The following is a 16,365-nucleotide window of genomic DNA, read 5'->3' on the forward strand; positions in this document are numbered from 1 at the left end:
CCGGGCGACCGGCGCGGGAGTCGTCATGCGCCCGACCCTACGGTGCCCGGCGCCCCGCCACCGGGGCGTCCCGGCTACCGCAGCAGGCGGCCGTACTGGTCCCGGCCCCCGGTCGTCAGCAGCACGATGCCGTCGACGACGGCCCACAGCCAGACGGCAGGGGCGACGACGAACCCGATGAGCACGACCATCAGGACGCAGCCGAGGAAGAACCCGAGCAGCTGCGCCAGGCCGATGCCGATCTGCCCGGCGTAGAGCCGGCCGACGCCGCAGACACCGACCAGCGGCAGGAGCAGCTGCAGCAGACCCGCGGTCGTCTTCGACTTGTCGGACCAGGCGAGGCCGGTGAGCGGGTCGACGCCGTACGCCACCGGGTAGGCGGACGCGTACCCCGGGGCGGCGTACGGGGCGACCGCGTACCCGGGTGCGGCGTAGCCTGCCGGGTAGGCCTCGGGCTGCTGGGCCGGGTAGGGCTGCTCGGCGGAGGTGCCGGCGTACGGGGCGGCGGCGGAGGGGTCGCCGTACGGGGCGGCGGCGTACGGATCGGTGTACGGCTGCCCCGGGTACGGGTCGGCGGAGGGGGCGGCCGGGTAGGCGTCCGGCTGCCCGGCGTCCGGCCCGTACGGGGACGGCCCGGGCGCGGTCCCTCCGGGCTGCGGGTCGCCAGGGGCAGCTGTCGGGTGCTCGTCGCTCATGGCCGGACCCTAGCGCGACGGCGCCGGCACCCCGGTCCAGCAAGCCGCGGGACGCGAGCGGGGCTCGGCGTCAGGACGCGGTCGAGTCGAAGCCGGTCGGGCGCACGACGCGCGCCGGCACCCCGGCGACGACGACGTCCGGCGGCACGTCCCTCGTGACGACGGCACCCGCGCCGACCACCGCCCCGTCGCCGATCGTGACGCCGGGGACGACCGTGACCGAGGCGCCGATCCACACCCGACGGCCGATGACCACCGGTGCGGGTGTCATGTCGGCGCGCCGGGCCGGGTCGAGGGCGTGGTTCAGGGTGGTCAGCGTCGTGCCGTGGCCGATCAGCGTGTCGTCTCCGATCCGGATGCCGCCGGTGTCCTGGAGCCGGCAGCCCTGGTTGACGAAGACCCGGGCGCCCAGCACCAGGTTCTTGCCGAACTCGGTGGAGAACGGCGGGAACAGCGTGACGGACGCGTCGACCGGTCGGCCGGTGAGCCGGGACAGCAGGTCGCGGACCTCGTCCGGAGTCCGGTACCCGGCGTTCAGCTCGGCGACCGTCCGGAGGGCCTCCTGCGCGGCGTCGTGCATGAAGGCGTGCTCCGCGGAGCCGCCGACGATCGTCCGGCCGGCGTCGACGTGCGCGAGGAAGTCGGCGAGGTTCACGGGCGGAGCATGACCTTGAGCGCCTCGCGCGCGTCCATCGCCCGGTACGCGTCGGCGGCGTCGTCCAGCGGCACGGTGCGGTCGAACACCCGGCCCGGGTCGATCGTGCCGTCCAGGACCTGCGTGATCGCGTCCTCGAGGTAGGCGCGCACCGGGGCCGGGCCGCCGTTGAGCGTGATGTTGCGGCCGAACAGCGACCCGAACCCGACGGGCGCCTCCTCGTACTGCGGGACGCCGACGCGGGAGATCACGCCGCCGGCGCGCACGACACCGTAGGCCTGCTCGTAGGCCGGCATGTGGCCGACCGCCTCCAGCACGACGTGCGTGCCCTGCCCGTCCGTCAGGTCCCGGACGCGCGCGACGCCCTCCTCGCCGCGCTCGGCCACGACGTCGGTCGCGCCGAACTCGCGGCCCAGGTCGGTGCGGGCGGCGTGCCGGCCCATGAGGACGATCCGCTCGGCACCGAGCTGCCGCGCCGCGAGCACCGCCGACAGGCCGACCGCGCCGTCGCCGATGACCGTGACGGTCTTCCCGGCCTCGACGCGGCCCATGTGCGCGGCGTGGTAGCCGGTCAGGTACACGTCGGACAGGGTGAGCAGGGAGGCGAGCAGCGACTCGTCCGCGGCCGCGGGGTCGACGTCCGGGACCACCACGAGGCTGCCGTCGGCCAGCGGGATGCGGGACAGCTCGGCCTGCAGGCCGTCCGTCTGCGGGGTGGCGTAGAACCCGCCGTGCGGGCACGCGGTCTGGAAGCCGTCGCGGCAGATCGGGCAGGTGTTGTCGCTGAACGCGAACGGGGCGATGACGAAGTCGCCCTTCGTGACCGAGGTGACGGCCGCACCGGTCTCCTCGACGACGCCGATCAGCTCGTGGCCCATCGACTGGCCGCGCTCGGAGGCGGGCATCGAGTGGTACGGGTGCAGGTCCGAGCCGCAGACGCACGCACGGACCGTGCGGACGATCGCGTCGGTGGGCTGCTGGATGACGGGCTCGGCGGTCTGCTCGACGCGGACGTCGCCCGCGCCGTACAGGAAGGTGGCACGCATCGGGTGGGGGATCTCCTTCTGGGGTGGATCGGGATGCCCCTCCACCCTGCCCCCTCGCGGGCCCGGTCTCACGCCGGGAGCGGGGCCCTGTCAGTACCCCTCTCGACGGGTCAGGCCGAGGCGACGACCTTCCACCCGGGCCCGGTGATCAGCAGCGCCTCGTCGTCGCACAGCGGCACCAGCTCGTGGTCCGAGCCGTACCGGTCGAGCGTCCGGCCGATCAGCTCCAGCGGGTACGGCGGCAGCTTGCCGTCCGCGTGCGGGACGACGACCGCGTCCGTCAGCCCGAGGCCGCGGCGGTCGGTCAGCCCCGGCGCCTCGGCGGGGTCGTCCATGAGCGTGGCCGGCTCGGCGCTGGGACCGGCGACGATCGACCCCGCGCTGGAGCCGATGTAGGGCAGCCCGCCGCGGACGCGCTCGGCGACCACCGCGTCGGCCCCGGACGACCGCAGGGCGTCGAGCAGGGCGAACGTGTTGCCGCCGGCGACGTAGAGGGCGTCGACGCCGTCGAGGGCGTCGGCGACCTCCCCTGTCGTCGCACCGGTGAGGCGGACGTCGACCACCGCGTGCCCGAGGCCGGCGACCCGGTCCCGCTCGGCCACCGCCCAGGGCGCGGCCGCGTCGGCGCGGGCCGCGTCGGGGACGTACCCGATGGTGAGCGGGCGGTCGGCGCGCGCGTGGTCGGCGAGGAAGGCGGGCACGGCGCCGTGGCCGAGCGAGAGCAGCAGCAGAGAGGGCACGGTCGCGACGGTACGCGGTGCTGGCGCGGTGCGGCCGGGCGTCACTATGTTGCGTGCCGATCTAGTCAGCCGTACGATCTAGTCGTGACCGAGGACCGGGAGTGGCCGGGCGAGTGGCTCCGCGGAGTGCTGCCCCAGGCGGTGCTGCGCGTGCTCGACGACGGGCCCACCTACGGGTACGCCGTCGCGACGCGGCTGGCGGAGGCCGGCATCGGCGACATCAAGGGCGGCACGCTCTACCCGCTGCTCGGGCGCCTGGAGGCCGCCGGCCACCTGACCGTCGAGTGGCGCGCCGGCGACGGCGGCCCGGGCCGCAAGTACTACGAGATCACCCCGGAGGGGCGCCGCCACCTGCACGACCTCGTGGGGCGCTGGCGGCGGTTCGCCGCGGTCGTGGACACCCACCTGACCGCACCGCCCCCCGGACGAGAGGACACCCGTGCCTGAGACCCACCGCCCGACCGACGCGCAGCGGATCGCCCCCGACGTCGACCCCCGCTGGGTGGAGGCGTTCGTCCTCGAGGCGCGGCTGCGCGACGTCCCGGGCGACCGCATCGGCGACGCGCTGGCCGAGGTCGGCACCCACTGCCGGGACAGCGGCGAGCCCGCGGACGTCGGCTTCGGCGACCCGACCGCCTACGCCCGCGCCGTCGCCGAGACGTTCCCCACCCCGCGCCCCTCGTGGCTGCCGCACCTCGCGCCGCTGGTGGTCGAGATCGCCGGGATGGTCGTCGTGATCACCGCGGTGGGCGAGCTCGCCCGCGGCCGCGACGTGACCGTCACCTGGGGGCTGCTCGCCGTGCTCGCCGTGCTGGTCGCGGGGTGCGGGGTGGTGGGGCTGCTCGGCGACCGCCTCCTGGAGCTGGTCGTCCGGCGCCCGCTCGTCGCCGCGGTCGGCCTCGGCGCCGCCGCGACCGCCGTCCTCGTGCCCGCCGCCCTGCTGCTGCAGATCGACGCGCCGATCGCCGTCCTGCCCGCGCCGGTCGCCCTGGCCGGGGGCCTCCTGCTGCTGGCCGCGGGGATCGCGGCCGACGTGGCGCTCGCCCGCCGCGGGCGGACCGCCGACCCGGTCGTCGGCCCGGGCGAGCAGACGACCCCGCGCCGGGCCGCCCCGCTGCTGCCGCTCACGGTCCTGGCGTGGACCGCGATCGGGTGCGTCGTCGTCGGCGTCGTCGGCGCGACGTCGGGCGGCTGACCCCGCGAGGGAGGCGCGCGTCACCCCGCGCTCACCCGTCCGCGTCATCCCATGTCTCGTCGGCGGGCGGATACTGGACGGGTGAACCTCCTCGACCCCGGCAGCCTCCTCACGGCGTTCGGGGTCGGCGGGATCTTCGTGATCCTGCTCCTCGAGACCGGCTTGCTCGTCGGGTTCCTGCTGCCGGGCGACACGCTGCTCCTGGCCGCAGGCGTCTTCGCCGCCGGACCCGACCCGCGCCTGCCCCTGGCCGGCGTGCTGCTCGCCGCGACCGCCGGCGCGCTGCTCGGCGCCCAGGGCGGCTACCTCCTCGGCCGCGCGGGCGGGCGGTGGGTCACCCGGACCTCCCCCGACGGGCGGCTGCACGCGGCGCTCGACCGCGCCGGCGCGATGGTCGAGCGGTACGGGACGGCGCGCACGATCGTCCTCGCGCGGTTCATCCCGGTCGTCCGCACCGTGATCAACCCGCTCGCCGGCATGACGCAGGTCCCGGCGCGCACGTTCACCGTGTGGCAGGTCGTCGGCGGCGCCGTGTGGGCGTGCGCGATCCCGCTGGCCGGCTGGGCGCTCGGCACCCGGGTCCCCGGGCTCGAGCGCTACGTCACCGGGCTGGTGGTCGTGGCGGTCGGGCTCACCGCGGTGACGAGCCTGGTGCAGTGGCTCCGGACGCGCCGCCGGGCGGGCGTCGCGACGACGGACGACGTCGCGGGCGGGCGGTAGCACAGCCGACCGCCCGGGGGTCACGACCTTCGGGACCCGATCGCGCTTCCCGGGCCGGGAGACTCGACGGACCCGCCCCCGGACGTCAGGACGACCCGCGTGACCGCCCCCCAGCCCGACCCCGCGTCGGACCCGACCGCCCCCCGCGCCATGACCGTCACCGTGGTCGCCCCGGACCGGGTGCTGCTGTCGGGGCCGGCGGTGCGCGTCACGGTGCCGTCCGTCGCGGGCTCGCTCGGCATCCTCGCGCGGCACGAACCGGTCGCCGCCCTGCTCACCGCCGGCGCCGTGCGGGTGGTGCCGGCGGACGGGCCCGAGGTCGAGCTGCACATCACCGGCGGGTTCGTCGTGGTCGACGACGACCAGGTGACCGTGCTCGTCGACGCGACGCGCGCGGACGGCTGACGGCGCCGGGCCGCGCGGCGCGACGACGACGCCCCGCCGAGCGCGGGGCTCGACGGGGCGGTCGGTGCTGCGGCGGTCAGGCCGGGATCAGAAGTCCCAGTCCTCGTCCTCGGTGTTCACGGCCTTGCCGATGACGTACGAGGAGCCCGAGCCGGAGAAGAAGTCGTGGTTCTCGTCGGCGTTCGGGGACAGGGCGGACAGGATCGCCGGGTTGACGTTCGTCTCGTCCTTCGGGAACAGCGCCTCGTAGCCCAGGTTCATCAGGGCCTTGTTGGCGTTGTACCGCAGGAACGCCTTGACGTCCTCGGTGAGGCCCAGGGGGTCGTACAGGTCCTGGGTGTACTCCACCTCGTTGTCGTACAGCTCGAAGAGCAGCTCGAAGGTGTAGTCCTTCAGCTCCTGGCGCTCGGGCTCGGTGAGCTTCTCGAGACCCTTCTGGAACTTGTAGCCGATGTAGTACCCGTGCACGGCCTCGTCGCGGATGATGAGGCGGATCAGGTCGGCCGTGTTGGTGAGCTTGGCCCGCGAGGACCAGTACATCGGCGCGTAGAAGCCGGAGTAGAACAGGAACGACTCGAGCATGGTCGAGGCGACCTTGCGCTTGAGCGGCTCGTCGCCCCGGTAGTAGTCGAGGACGATCTCGGCCTTGCGCTGCAGGTTCGGGTTCTCCTCCGACCAGCGGAAGGCCTCGTCGATCTCGCGCGTCGAGATCAGCGTCGAGAAGATCGACGAGTAGGACTTGGCGTGCACCGACTCCATGAACGCGATGTTGGTGTACACCGCCTCCTCGTGCGGGGTCAGCGCGTCCGGGATGAGCGAGACGGCGCCGACGGTGCCCTGGATCGTGTCGAGCAGGGTCAGGCCCGTGAACACGCGGGTCGTCATCTGCTTCTCGACGTCGGACAGCGTCGCCCAGGACTGGATGTCGTTCGACACCGGCACCTTCTCGGGGAGCCAGAAGTTGCCGACGAGCCGGTCCCAGACCTCGACGTCCTTCTCGTCCTCGACGCGGTTCCAGTTGATCGCCTGGACCCGGTCGACCAACTTCAGCTTCTCGGCCATCACTGCTCCATGTCGTGTCCGGTGCCGCGCCGTCCGCGGCTCGTGCGGGTCCGTCCCCGCCTCGGTCTGCCCCCTATGGTGCACCCTCGCGCGAGCGCGCCGGCCGGGTCAGGACCCGGCCGGCGCACGTCGCGTCAGAGCATGCAGGAGACGCAGCCCTCGACCTCGGTGCCCTCGAGTGCCATCTGCCGCAGGCGGATGTAGTAGATCGTCTTGATGCCCTTGCGCCAGGCGTAGATCTGCGCCTTGTTGATGTCGCGGGTGGTGGCGGTGTCCTTGAAGAACAGCGTCAGCGACAGGCCCTGGTCCACGTGCTGCGTGGCCTCGGCGTAGGTGTCGATGATCTTCTCGTAGCCGATCTCGTACGCGTCGTCGTAGTACTCCAGGTTGTCGTTCGTCATGAACGGCGCCGGGTAGTACACGCGGCCGAGCTTGCCCTCCTTGCGGATCTCGATCTTCGACGCGATCGGGTGGATCGACGACGTCGAGTTGTTGATGTACGAGATCGAGCCCGTCGGCGGGACCGCCTGGAGGTTCTGGTTGTAGATGCCGTGCTCGCGCACCGACTCGGCCAGCTCGCGCCAGTCGTCCTGCGTCGGGATGTGCACGCCGGAGGTGGCGAACAGCTCGGCGACGCGGGCGGTCTTCGGCACCCAGGTGCCCTCGACGTACTTCTGGAAGTACTCGCCGGTCGCGTACTTCGAGTCCTCGAAGCCGGCGAACGCCTGGCCCCGCTCCTTGGCGAGCAGGTTCGAGGCACGGATGGCGTGGTACGCCACCGTGTAGAAGTAGATGTTCGTGAAGTCCAGGCCCTCCTCGGACCCGTAGAAGATCCGCTCGCGCGCCAGGTACCCGTGCAGGTTCATCTGCCCGAGGCCGATGGCGTGGCCGCCGCGGTTCGCCCGCTTCACGGACGGCACCGACTCGATGTCGGTCTGGTCGGACACCGCGGTGAGCGCGCGGATCGCGGTCTCGACCGAGCGGCCGAAGTCCGGCGAGTCCATCGCCAGCGCGATGTTCATCGAGCCCAGGTTGCAGGAGATGTCGCGGCCGACGTGGTCGTACGACAGGTCCTCGTTGAAGGTCGAGGGCGTCGAGACCTGCAGGATCTCCGAGCACAGGTTCGAGTGCGTGATCTTGCCCTTGATGGGGTTGGCCTTGTTGGCCGTGTCCTCGAACAGGATGTACGGGTAGCCCGACTCGAACTGCAGCTCAGCCAGCGTCTGGAAGAAGTCGCGGGCCTTGATCTTCTGCTTGCGGATGCGTCCGTCGTCGACCATCGCGCGGTAGTTCTCGGAGACGTTCACGTCGGCGAACGGCTTGCCGTAGACGCGCTCGACGTCGTACGGCGAGAACAGGTACATGTCCTCGTTGTTCTTGGCCAGCTCGAACGTGATGTCCGGGATGACGACGCCCAGCGACAGGGTCTTGATGCGGATCTTCTCGTCCGCGTTCTCCCGCTTGGTGTCGAGGAACCGCATGATGTCCGGGTGGTGCGCGTGCAGGTACACGGCGCCAGCGCCCTGGCGGGCACCCAGCTGGTTCGCGTAGGAGAAGGAGTCCTCGAGCAGCTTCATCACGGGGATGACGCCGGACGACTGGTTCTCGATGTGCTTGATCGGCGCGCCGTGCTCGCGGATGTTGGAGAGCAGCAGGGCCACGCCGCCACCGCGCTTGGACAGCTGCAGGGCGGAGTTGATGCCGCGCGCGATCGACTCCATGTTGTCCTCGATGCGCAGCAGGAAGCAGGACACGGGCTCGCCGCGCTGCGCCTTGCCGAGGTTGAGGAACGTCGGGGTCGCCGGCTGGAAGCGGCCGGACACGATCTCGTCGACGAGCTGCGTCGCGAAGGTCTCGTCACCCTCGGCCAGCGCGAGCGCCACCATGGTGACGCGGTCCTCGAAGCGCTCCAGGTACCGCTTGCCGTCGAACGTCTTGAGCGTGTACGAGGTGTAGTACTTGAACGCGCCGAGGAAGGTCTGGAACCGGAACTTCTTCGAGTACGCGTGCTTGAACAGCGCCTTGATGAACTCCGGGGTGTACTGCGCGAGGACCTCGGCCTCGTAGTACTTGTTCTCGACCAGGTAGTCGAGCTTCTCCTCGATGTCGTGGAAGAAGACCGTGTTCTGGTTGACGTGCTGCAGGAAGTACTGCCGCGCCGCCTCCCGGTCCTTGTCGAACTGGATCTCCCCGTTCGCGCCGTAGAGGTTCAGCATCGCGTTGAGCGAGTGGTAGTCCATCTCGGGCGTGATGGTGATGACCTCGGTCGCGTCGGTCATGCCGGCGTCGGTGAGTGTCGCTGCCAAAATCGTCCCCATCCCTCTCGGACGCGTCGCACGTCCTCGGTCGTTCCCATGAGCTCGAAGGCGTACAGGTACGGGACCTGGCACTTCGCCGCGATGATGTCTCCGGCCATGCAGTAGTGCGCGCCGAAGTTGGTGTTCCCCGCCGCGATGACGCCGCGGATCAGGGAGCGGTTGGTCGCGTCGTTGAGGAACTTGACGACCTGCCGCGGGACCGCGCCGCCCTCGTTGCCGCCGCCGTACGTGGGGACCACCAGGACATAGGGGTCCCGCACGTGCAGGAACGGCTCCGTGGGGCGGAGCGGGATCCGCGTGGCGTCGATGTCCAGCTTGTCGACGAACCGGCGGGTGTTCTCCGAGACGGAGGAGAAGTAGACCAGGGAGCTCAACGCCCCACCCCTCCTCGCCCCGGGTGGATCGTGGACCCGTGCGGCCGTGCCGCCCGGGTCACCGGGCGGCGCACGGCCGCGTCAGGCGACGGAGACCGCGGCGCGGTCGGCGAGCGCCTTGATCTGGTCCGGGCGGTAGCCCGACCAGTGGTTGCCGTCGGCCACGACGACCGGGGCCTGCAGGTGGCCGAGGGACATGACGTAGTCACGCGCGTCGGCGTCCTCCGTGATGTCCACGACCTCGTACTGCAGGCCGGCCTTGTCCATGGCGCGGTAGGTCGCGTTGCACTGGACGCAGGACGGCTTGCTGTAGACGGTGATGGTCATCGCTGTCTCCCCGGTGTGAAAAGGCCTGGCTGGTACGTGCGCCCCCGCGCCCGCCCCGCATGCTGCTGGTGGTGCTGTGGTGCCGCTCTCGGGCCGCCCGGTCCGGGCTGCGGGCGTCTCGTCGACGTCCCGGCGCCTGGTGTCCAGCGGCGAGTCATGACACTACACCTAGTGGTGCGTCCGGCAAGAGACCACTAGGGCTGGTGTTACACACATGTCGTTTCCACAGGCTGTGCACCGCCGTCCCGGTGTCCGACTTCATCCACAGGCTACGGGCGACCACTGACACTCCCGCGCGCGGCGAGGCCTGCTGGAAGGCCTGGTCGTCCACAGGTATCCCCAGGTCACGCACAGGGCGGCGCACATGTGGACGACCGTGATTCACCCGCACGGCGGGGTGACGCACGTCGCCTGCGGAGCCGGGCGGGATCTCGTCGCGGCACGGCGTGTCGTGGGCGCGTCGGCGTGTCGCGGCACGCCGACGCGGCGAGGGGGCGCCTCACCCGGACCCGGTCAGGATCACCATGCCCTTGCTGCCGCGCGGCTCGCGGAAGCCCTCCGCCTCCAGCTCCGCCTGCTGCCGGTCGGACGCAGCCGCCGCCCCGACCGTCTCTCCCGGCCCCGCGACCGCCCGGCACAGCGCCGCGGCGTCCGCGAGCGCCGCCGCCCGGTCCGCGCCGGGGTCCCGGAGCGCGACGCGCCCGAGCCACCACGTCGTGCGCACCTGCGGCGCGATCCGGAACAGCCCGCGGCGCTCCTCGGGCGTGCGCTCGGCGCGGTTCCGGAGCCACTGCAGCACGGCGAGGGTCAGCAGGTAGCCGTAGAGCGCGCCCGCGGCGATGAACACCGCGATCGGGGGCATCCCCCCGACGAGCGGCCGGAACAGCAGCCAGATCGCGGCTCCGATCGCGATCGCGACGCCCGGGGAGATCGTGCGGCTCAGCGACACCGTCGTCCTGCGGTCGTCGCGGTGGTACCGGTTCCGGCCGACCGTGAGCACCCGGGCGGGCCAGCACCACGCCGTCAGGACGGTCCGCACGGCGCCGCGCGCGCCCCGGGGCACGCCGTCGGCCGCGAGCGTCCAGGCCACGCCCGCGAGATCGCCCGCTCGGACCGGCTGCCAGCCCACGCTCGCCGCGGCAGCTCGGCGCTCGTCCCGGCTCGGACCCGTCATGGCGGCAGCCTGCCGCAACGCGCCGCAGCCCGCACAGCGACCGCGCTCACGTGAGCACAGAGTCGCTCACGTGAGCGAAGAACGGCTCACCACACCCCCCCGCGCGCGGGCGCGGTGAGCAGCTGTCGACCCCCGCGCAGATCGTCACCTGCCCGCAACATCCGCCGCCACGTGCGGAAACATGTACCCGGTTCTGTATACAGACATGAGTACAGACGTGGTCCCCGGCGCGGGACAGGCAGCCGCGGCCGGCCCCGAGGGGTCCGGCACCTCGCGCCGCGAGCGCGTCTACCTGACCATCCGCGACGAGCTGATGAGCGGTCGGGTCTCCCCGTACGAGCGGCTGACCGAGGAGCGGCTGGCCGAGCGGCACGGCGTGTCCCGGACGCCGGTGCGCGAGGCGCTGGCCCGCCTGCTGGCCGACGGGATCGTCGTGAAGCGCGAGAGCGGCCTGCACCTGTACGTGCCGAGCTTCCACGAGCTGACCGACCTGTACGAGCTGCGGATCACGCTGGAGCTGCGGGGCCTGACCCGGGCGCTCGAGGACCCGACGGTGCACCACGACCGCACCCGCCTCGAGGGCGAGCTCGCGCACTGGTACGGCTTCCGCGACGACCGGCCGGCGCCGGACGCCGGGTTCGTCAGCCAGGACGAGCGGTTCCACTTCACGCTGCTCGACTCCTCCGGCAACCCGGCGCTGACCCAGGCGCTGGCGCAGACGAACCGCCGGATCCGCTCGGTGCGGATGTACGACTACCTCACCGAGGACCGGATGGCCGCGACCATCGACGAGCACATCGGCATCGCCGAGCTCGTGGTGCGCGACCGGCTGCCGCAGGCGCTGGAGGCGCTGCGCGCCCACGTCGGCGCCTCGCGGGAGGTCGTGATGGAGCGCGCCGCCGCCGCGCTGGAGATGACCCGACTGATGGCCCGCGAGGAGCAGCGATGACCGCCACGACCACCACCCCCACGACCGCCGGCGGCACCGCCCTCGACCGCGTCGACCGCGCCTACGCCGCCCTGGAGGCGGCCGGTCGCCCCGACGTGTGGACGCTGGTCCGCGACCGCGCCGACGTCGAGGACGAGGCGCGTGCCGTCGACGCCCGCGTCGCCGCCGGCGAGGACCTGCCGCTGGCGGGCCTGGTGCTGGCGGTGAAGGACAACATCGACGTCGCCGGCCTGCCGACGACCGCCGCGCACCCCGCGCACCAGGTGGTCGCCGCGCGGTCCGCCACCGTCGTGGACCTGCTGCGCGCCGCCGGCGCCGTCGTCCTCGGCAAGACCAACCTCGACCAGTTCGCGACCGGGCTCACCGGCAGCCGCAGCCCGTACGGCGCGGTGGCGAGCGCCGTGGCGCCGGACCGGGTGTCGGGTGGCTCGTCCTCGGGCTCGGCGGTCGCGGTCGCGCTGGGGATCGCCGACCTGGCGCTGGGGACCGACACCGCCGGCTCCGGCCGCGTCCCGGCCGCGTTCAACCGCGTCGTCGGCATCAAGCCGACGCTCGGGCTGGTGCCGAAGGACGGCGTCGTGCCGGCGTGCGCGTCGTACGACTGCGTGACCGTGCTGGCGCAGGACCTCGACCTGGCCCGGCGGGCGATGGCCGTGATGGCGGCGCCGAGCGCGCTCGACCCCTCGTCGCGCACCTGGCCGGCGGACGTCCGGCTGGCGGCCCCCGCTGCGCCGGTGGTCGCGGTGCCGCGCGACGCCGACCTCGCCGAGGTCGCCCCTGGCGTGCGGGCGCGGTTCGACGCCGCGGTCGCGCGGCTCGTCGAGGCGGGCGCCACCACCCGGGTCGTCGACCTGACCCCGTTCCTCGCGGCCGCCCGGCTGCTGTACGGCGGCGGGCTGGTCGCGGAGCGGTACGCCGCGTTCGGCGCGTACCTCGCGGAGCACCCCGAGGGCGCGGACCCGTCGGTCGCCCGCATCGCCGCCGACGCCGGCCGGGTCTCCGCGGCCGAGTACCAGGCGGCGCGGGACGAGGTCGCCGCGCTGCGGGTGGCCGCGATGGCGGCGTTCGACGGCTGCGACGCCCTGCTCGTCCCGACCGCGCCGGAGCACCCGACGCTCGCCGAGGTCGCCGCCGCGCCCCTCACCACCAACGCGCGGCTCGGGCTGTTCACCAACTTCGTCAACCTGTTCGACATGGCCGGCGTCGCGATGCCGCTCGGCCCGACCGGCGCCGGCGAGGCGGGCGTCACCGTCCTCACCCGGGCGTTCGACGACCAGGTGGCGCTCGACCTCGCCGCGCTGCTGGAGAAGGACGGCCGGGCCGACGACGCGGGATGGCGCGCGCAGCCGGCGGCCGACGCCCCGGCGCCCGCTCCCCTGCCGACGGCCGGCGTGCCGGTCGTCGTGTTCGGCGCGCACCTGCGCGGCGAGCCGCTGCACCCGGAGCTGGTGGCGCTCGGCGCCCGCTGGGTCGGCCCCGTCCGCACGGCGCCCGACTACCGGATGCTCGCGCTGGCCTCGACCCCCGCGAAGCCGCTCGTGCACGCGGTCGCCCCCGGGACCGGTGGGGCGCTGGCGGGCGAGGAGTACCTGCTCACCCCCGACGCCCTCGGCCGGCTCCTGCTGTCGATCCCGGCCCCGCTCGGCCTCGGCCGGGTCCGGACCGACGACGGCCGTGAGCTCGTCGGCTTCGTCGGCCAACCCGGCGCCGCCCCGGACGCCGCGGACGTGACGCACCTCGGCGGGTGGCGCGCGGCCCTCGCCGCGAGCGCCGCTGTCGCCCCCACAGCCTGACCACCCCGACCCCTCCCGACCCCCTGCACGCCGAGAGAGAAGAGACCCCCGTGCGCCTCAGCCGCCCCCTCGTGACCGCCTCCGCCGTCCTGCTCGTCGCCGGCCTCGCCGCCTGCTCCCCCGACTCCGCGGGCGCCGCCCCGGTCGACGGCGACGGCCCGACCGTGGTCACCGTCGGCACCCTCAAGGGCCAGCCGCACCTCTACGCCCCGTTCCTCTACGAGGACCTGGCCCCGGAGGGCGTCGAGTTCGAGGTCGTGCAGTTCGACACCTCGCCCGACATCAAGAACGCCGTCGTCAGCGGCAACATCGACTTCGGCGTCGCGGGTGTCCCGTCCGCCGTGTCGGGCGCCGCGGCGGGGCAGGACGTCGTCGTGGTGGCCGCCGCCGCCGACGGCGGCTCCGGCATCATCGGCCGCGAGGGCCTGGACGGCGTCGAGTCGCTGGCCGGCCTGACCGTCGGGTACCCGCAGGGCTCGTCGCAGGAGATCCTGCTCCGGCTGACCCTCGAGGCCGCCGGGATGGACGCCGACTCCGACCTCGAGCTGGTCAACCTGCCGTTCTCCGACATGGCCGGCGCGCTGGCGGCCGGGCGGATCGACGCGTTCGCCTCCGCCGAGCTGGGCCCGTCGACCGCGCTGCAGGCCGGCGCGGTCGAGGTGGCATCGCCGTACGACACCCCGGTGGGGCGCGTGAACATCGGCCTCTACACGACCGGCGAGCTCATCGAGAGCGCCCCGGAGCTCGTGCAGCAGGTCGTCGACACCCACGTGCGGGCCACCGAGCAGATGGCCGCCGACCCGCAGGCGTGGGCGGACGGCGTGGTCGCCGAGTTCGGCATCGACCAGGCCGTCGTCGACACCGCGGTGCAGAACATCTGGCCGCGCTGGGAGATCGACGACGAGTACGCGGCCCAGGTCGGGGCGCTCGTCGAGCAGATGGCCGCCCTGAAGCAGATCGACGGCGAGGTCGACGTGGACGCGCTGCTCGACACCACGTTCGTCGAGGCCACCGAGGCCGGCGGCGACTCCTGACCACCCGGTGCGCCGGCCCGGCCCGCCCGGGCCGGCGCACCCCGCCCGCGAGGGAGACGACATGACCAGCACCCAGGCCACCCCGGCCGCCCCGGCCACCGCCGCGCCGGCCCGCGCCGCGCAGGCCGCCACGCCCGCCGTCCCGGCGACGGCGCGCCCCGAGCGCCGAGCCCGCCGCCGCCCCCGCGTCGGCCCGCTCCTGCTCGCCCTCCCCGTGCCCGCCCTCGTCCTGGTCCTGTGGACCGTCGGCGTCCAGCAGGCCTGGGAGCTGCCGTTCGGCATCAAGATGGGCTTCCTGCCCACCCCGCTGGAGGTCGGCCGCCGCCTGGTCGACCTGGCCGTGGGCGGCATCGTGGACGACGCGTTCAGCGGCACGCTGCTCGCCCACCTCTGGGCGTCGACGCAGCGCGTGCTCGCCGGTTTCGCCCTGGCGGTCGCGCTGGCCGTGCCGCTCGGCGTCGTGATGGGCCGGTTCTCCCTCGCGTTCCGGATGCTCGAGCCGACGGTGAACCTGGCCCGGCCGATCCCGGTCACCGCGTGGGCACCGCTGACGCTGCTGATCATCGGCTACGGCGACGGCTCGGCGATCTTCCTGGTGTTCCTCGCCGCCTTCTTCCCGGTGCTGCTCAACACGATCGCCGGCGTGCGCCAGGTGCCGGTGCGGCTCCTGGAGGCGGCGGCGATGCTCGGCACCAAGAAGGCCCAGGTGCTCTACAAGGTGGTGCTGCCCGCCTCGATGCGGTCGATCGCCAGCGGCCTGCGCGTCGCCCTCGGCCTGGCGTGGGTGATCCTCGTCGTCGGCGAGACCGTGGGCATCAACACCGGGCTCGGCGCCATGATCACGCAGGCCCGCGACCAGTCGAAGACCGACCTCATCGTCGCCGGGATGGTCGTCATCGGCCTGTGCGGCTTCGTGGCCGACCGCCTGCTCACCGGCCTCCTCGCGCTCGCGACCCGCGGCCGCCCCACCCTGACCTGACGCGCCCCGTCCGACCCGACAGGAGACGACCATGCCCCGCATCGGCACCGTCCGTTCCCGCCAGCCCGCCGACGTCCGCGTCGCCGGCCTCGGCAAGCAGTACCCGACCCGCTCCGGCGGCGCCGTCGTCGCGATGGCCGACGTCGACCTCGACGTCCCGGCCGGCGAGTTCGTCTGCGTCGTCGGCGCCTCCGGCTGCGGCAAGAGCACCCTGCTCCGGATCCTCGCCGGCTTCGAGGACGCCACCTCGGGCACCGTCGAGGTCGCCGGGGCGCCGGTGGCCGGCCCCGACCCCGAGCGCGGCGTCGTGTTCCAGGACTACGGCCTGTTCCCGTGGCTGTCCGTCCGGGAGAACATCGCGTACGGCCCGAAGCAGGCCCGGCTGCAGCGCTCCGTCGTCACCGAGCGCACCGACCGGTTCCTCGCCGCCGTCGGCCTGACCCGGTTCGCGGACAAGTACCCGAGCGAGCTGTCCGGCGGCATGCAGCAGCGCGTCGCCATCGCCCGGGTGCTCGCCAACGACCCGTCGCTGCTGCTGATGGACGAGCCGTTCGGCGCGCTCGACGCCCTGACCCGGTCGACGCTGCAGGGCGAGCTCTCCCGGATCCACCGCGACACCGGCACGACCGTCCTGTTCGTGACGCACTCGATCGAGGAGGCCGTGTTCCTGGCCGACCGCGTCGTGGTGATGGCGGGCGGCGCGTCCCACGGGGTCCCCGGGCACGTGAAGCAGATCGTCCCGATCGACCTCGCGGGCGACCGGGACGTGACCTCCGCAGAGTTCAACGCCCTGAAGCGCCGGATCTCCGCCCTGGTCCACGAGGAGGTCGCGGCCCCGGCGGCGTGAGCCGGCCCTCGCGCGGCGGCCCGACCGCCCAGACCCGCCGAGAGAGGACCTG

The 16,365-nt window shown here is 73.4% G+C and carries 18 protein-coding genes; 9 read left to right on the top strand and 9 right to left on the bottom strand.

Annotated elements, in window-relative coordinates; translation table 11 throughout:
* Positions 1-74 precede the first annotated feature (74 nt).
* The 4 genes from FS882_RS02850 to FS882_RS02865 all read right to left on the bottom strand — a co-directional run bounded on the left by FS882_RS02850 (position 75) and on the right by FS882_RS02865 (position 3,136).
* Positions 75-695, bottom strand: a complete 621-nt coding sequence (locus FS882_RS02850; protein WP_158370653.1) for a TM2 domain-containing protein — start codon at positions 693-695, stop codon at positions 75-77.
* A 70-nt stretch (positions 696-765) separates the two neighbouring features.
* Complete coding sequence (locus FS882_RS02855) at positions 766-1,350, bottom strand: DapH/DapD/GlmU-related protein (protein WP_262348030.1); 585 nt, start codon at positions 1,348-1,350, stop codon at positions 766-768.
* Positions 1,347-2,396: a zinc-binding dehydrogenase gene (locus tag FS882_RS02860; RefSeq protein WP_187365103.1), complete on the bottom strand. Its 1,050-nt coding sequence runs from the start codon at positions 2,394-2,396 to the stop codon at positions 1,347-1,349. Before FS882_RS02860 ends, FS882_RS02855 begins: the two co-directional genes overlap by 4 nt.
* Before the next feature lie 110 nt (positions 2,397-2,506).
* Positions 2,507-3,136 carry a Type 1 glutamine amidotransferase-like domain-containing protein gene (locus tag FS882_RS02865; RefSeq protein WP_158370654.1) on the bottom strand — a complete coding sequence of 210 codons (630 nt, stop codon included), beginning with the start codon at positions 3,134-3,136 and terminating at the stop codon, positions 2,507-2,509.
* A gap of 84 nt (positions 3,137-3,220) precedes the next feature.
* On the opposite strand from FS882_RS02865, the gene FS882_RS02870 reads away from it, so the two are divergent.
* The 4 genes from FS882_RS02870 (at position 3,221) to FS882_RS02885 (ending at position 5,456) form a co-directional block, all read left to right on the top strand.
* Positions 3,221-3,583 carry a PadR family transcriptional regulator gene (locus FS882_RS02870; protein WP_158370656.1) on the top strand — a complete coding sequence of 121 codons (363 nt, stop codon included), beginning with the start codon at positions 3,221-3,223 and terminating at the stop codon, positions 3,581-3,583.
* The gene (locus FS882_RS02875) at positions 3,576-4,331 is read left to right on the top strand and encodes a hypothetical protein (protein ID WP_158370658.1); all 756 of its coding nucleotides are present in this window, start codon (positions 3,576-3,578) and stop codon (positions 4,329-4,331) included. The genes FS882_RS02870 and FS882_RS02875 overlap by 8 nt, the downstream gene beginning before the upstream one ends.
* Positions 4,332-4,412: 81 nt before the next feature.
* On the top strand, positions 4,413-5,051 hold the full coding sequence (locus FS882_RS02880; RefSeq protein ID WP_222848109.1) for a DedA family protein: 639 nt from the start codon (positions 4,413-4,415) through the stop codon (positions 5,049-5,051).
* 99 nt (positions 5,052-5,150) lie between these two features.
* A complete protein-coding gene (locus FS882_RS02885; RefSeq protein WP_262348031.1) occupies positions 5,151-5,456 on the top strand; it encodes a hypothetical protein in 306 nt (101 codons plus the stop codon).
* 87 nt (positions 5,457-5,543) lie between these two features.
* Here the strand turns inward: FS882_RS02885 and nrdF are convergent, their stop codons facing one another.
* The 5 genes from nrdF to FS882_RS02910 all read right to left on the bottom strand — a co-directional run bounded on the left by nrdF (position 5,544) and on the right by FS882_RS02910 (position 10,711).
* On the bottom strand, positions 5,544-6,518 hold the full coding sequence (nrdF, locus tag FS882_RS02890; protein WP_147795262.1) for a class 1b ribonucleoside-diphosphate reductase subunit beta: 975 nt from the start codon (positions 6,516-6,518) through the stop codon (positions 5,544-5,546).
* A 134-nt stretch (positions 6,519-6,652) separates the two neighbouring features.
* Positions 6,653-8,824 carry a class 1b ribonucleoside-diphosphate reductase subunit alpha gene (nrdE, locus tag FS882_RS02895; RefSeq protein WP_187365104.1) on the bottom strand — a complete coding sequence of 724 codons (2,172 nt, stop codon included), beginning with the start codon at positions 8,822-8,824 and terminating at the stop codon, positions 6,653-6,655.
* Entirely contained in the window at positions 8,794-9,210 is a 417-nt protein-coding gene (gene nrdI, locus FS882_RS02900; RefSeq protein WP_158370664.1) for a class Ib ribonucleoside-diphosphate reductase assembly flavoprotein NrdI, read from the bottom strand. Before nrdI ends, nrdE begins: the two co-directional genes overlap by 31 nt.
* Before the next feature lie 81 nt (positions 9,211-9,291).
* Positions 9,292-9,537, bottom strand: coding sequence for a glutaredoxin-like protein NrdH (gene nrdH / locus FS882_RS02905; protein ID WP_147795259.1), 246 nt, complete (start codon positions 9,535-9,537; stop codon positions 9,292-9,294).
* A gap of 499 nt (positions 9,538-10,036) precedes the next feature.
* Positions 10,037-10,711, bottom strand: coding sequence for a hypothetical protein (locus FS882_RS02910; RefSeq protein WP_158370666.1), 675 nt, complete (start codon positions 10,709-10,711; stop codon positions 10,037-10,039).
* A gap of 205 nt (positions 10,712-10,916) precedes the next feature.
* On the opposite strand from FS882_RS02910, the gene FS882_RS02915 reads away from it, so the two are divergent.
* The 5 genes from FS882_RS02915 to FS882_RS02935 all read left to right on the top strand — a co-directional run bounded on the left by FS882_RS02915 (position 10,917) and on the right by FS882_RS02935 (position 16,313).
* Entirely contained in the window at positions 10,917-11,660 is a 744-nt protein-coding gene (locus FS882_RS02915; RefSeq protein WP_158370667.1) for a GntR family transcriptional regulator, read from the top strand.
* Entirely contained in the window at positions 11,657-13,453 is a 1,797-nt protein-coding gene (gene atzF, locus FS882_RS02920) for an allophanate hydrolase (RefSeq protein WP_158370669.1), read from the top strand. The genes FS882_RS02915 and atzF overlap by 4 nt, the downstream gene beginning before the upstream one ends.
* A gap of 50 nt (positions 13,454-13,503) precedes the next feature.
* Positions 13,504-14,487: an ABC transporter substrate-binding protein gene (locus tag FS882_RS02925; RefSeq protein WP_158370671.1), complete on the top strand. Its 984-nt coding sequence runs from the start codon at positions 13,504-13,506 to the stop codon at positions 14,485-14,487.
* 61 nt (positions 14,488-14,548) lie between these two features.
* Positions 14,549-15,466: an ABC transporter permease gene (locus tag FS882_RS02930; RefSeq protein ID WP_158370673.1), complete on the top strand. Its 918-nt coding sequence runs from the start codon at positions 14,549-14,551 to the stop codon at positions 15,464-15,466.
* 31 nt (positions 15,467-15,497) lie between these two features.
* Complete coding sequence (locus tag FS882_RS02935) at positions 15,498-16,313, top strand: ABC transporter ATP-binding protein (protein ID WP_158370675.1); 816 nt, start codon at positions 15,498-15,500, stop codon at positions 16,311-16,313.
* Positions 16,314-16,365: the final 52 nt, after the last annotated feature.

The sequence above is a fragment of the Cellulosimicrobium cellulans genome (assembly GCF_007679345.1).
Taxonomy (GTDB): domain Bacteria; phylum Actinomycetota; class Actinomycetes; order Actinomycetales; family Cellulomonadaceae; genus Cellulomonas; species Cellulomonas cellulans_A.

Excerpts from the sequence above, each read along its gene's own strand:
- FS882_RS02850 (WP_158370653.1), bottom strand. The coding sequence starts at position 695 with ATGAGCGACGAGCACCCGACAGCTGCCCCTGGCGACCCGCAGCCCGGA.
- FS882_RS02860 (WP_187365103.1), bottom strand. The coding sequence starts at position 2,396 with ATGCGTGCCACCTTCCTGTACGGCGCGGGCGACGTCCGCGTCGAGCAG.
- nrdF (WP_147795262.1), bottom strand. The coding sequence starts at position 6,518 with ATGGCCGAGAAGCTGAAGTTGGTCGACCGGGTCCAGGCGATCAACTGG.
- nrdH (WP_147795259.1), bottom strand. The coding sequence starts at position 9,537 with ATGACCATCACCGTCTACAGCAAGCCGTCCTGCGTCCAGTGCAACGCG.
- FS882_RS02910 (WP_158370666.1), bottom strand. The coding sequence starts at position 10,711 with ATGACGGGTCCGAGCCGGGACGAGCGCCGAGCTGCCGCGGCGAGCGTG.
- FS882_RS02915 (WP_158370667.1), top strand. The coding sequence starts at position 10,917 with ATGAGTACAGACGTGGTCCCCGGCGCGGGACAGGCAGCCGCGGCCGGC.
- atzF (WP_158370669.1), top strand. The coding sequence starts at position 11,657 with ATGACCGCCACGACCACCACCCCCACGACCGCCGGCGGCACCGCCCTC.
- FS882_RS02930 (WP_158370673.1), top strand. The coding sequence starts at position 14,549 with ATGACCAGCACCCAGGCCACCCCGGCCGCCCCGGCCACCGCCGCGCCG.
- FS882_RS02935 (WP_158370675.1), top strand. The coding sequence starts at position 15,498 with ATGCCCCGCATCGGCACCGTCCGTTCCCGCCAGCCCGCCGACGTCCGC.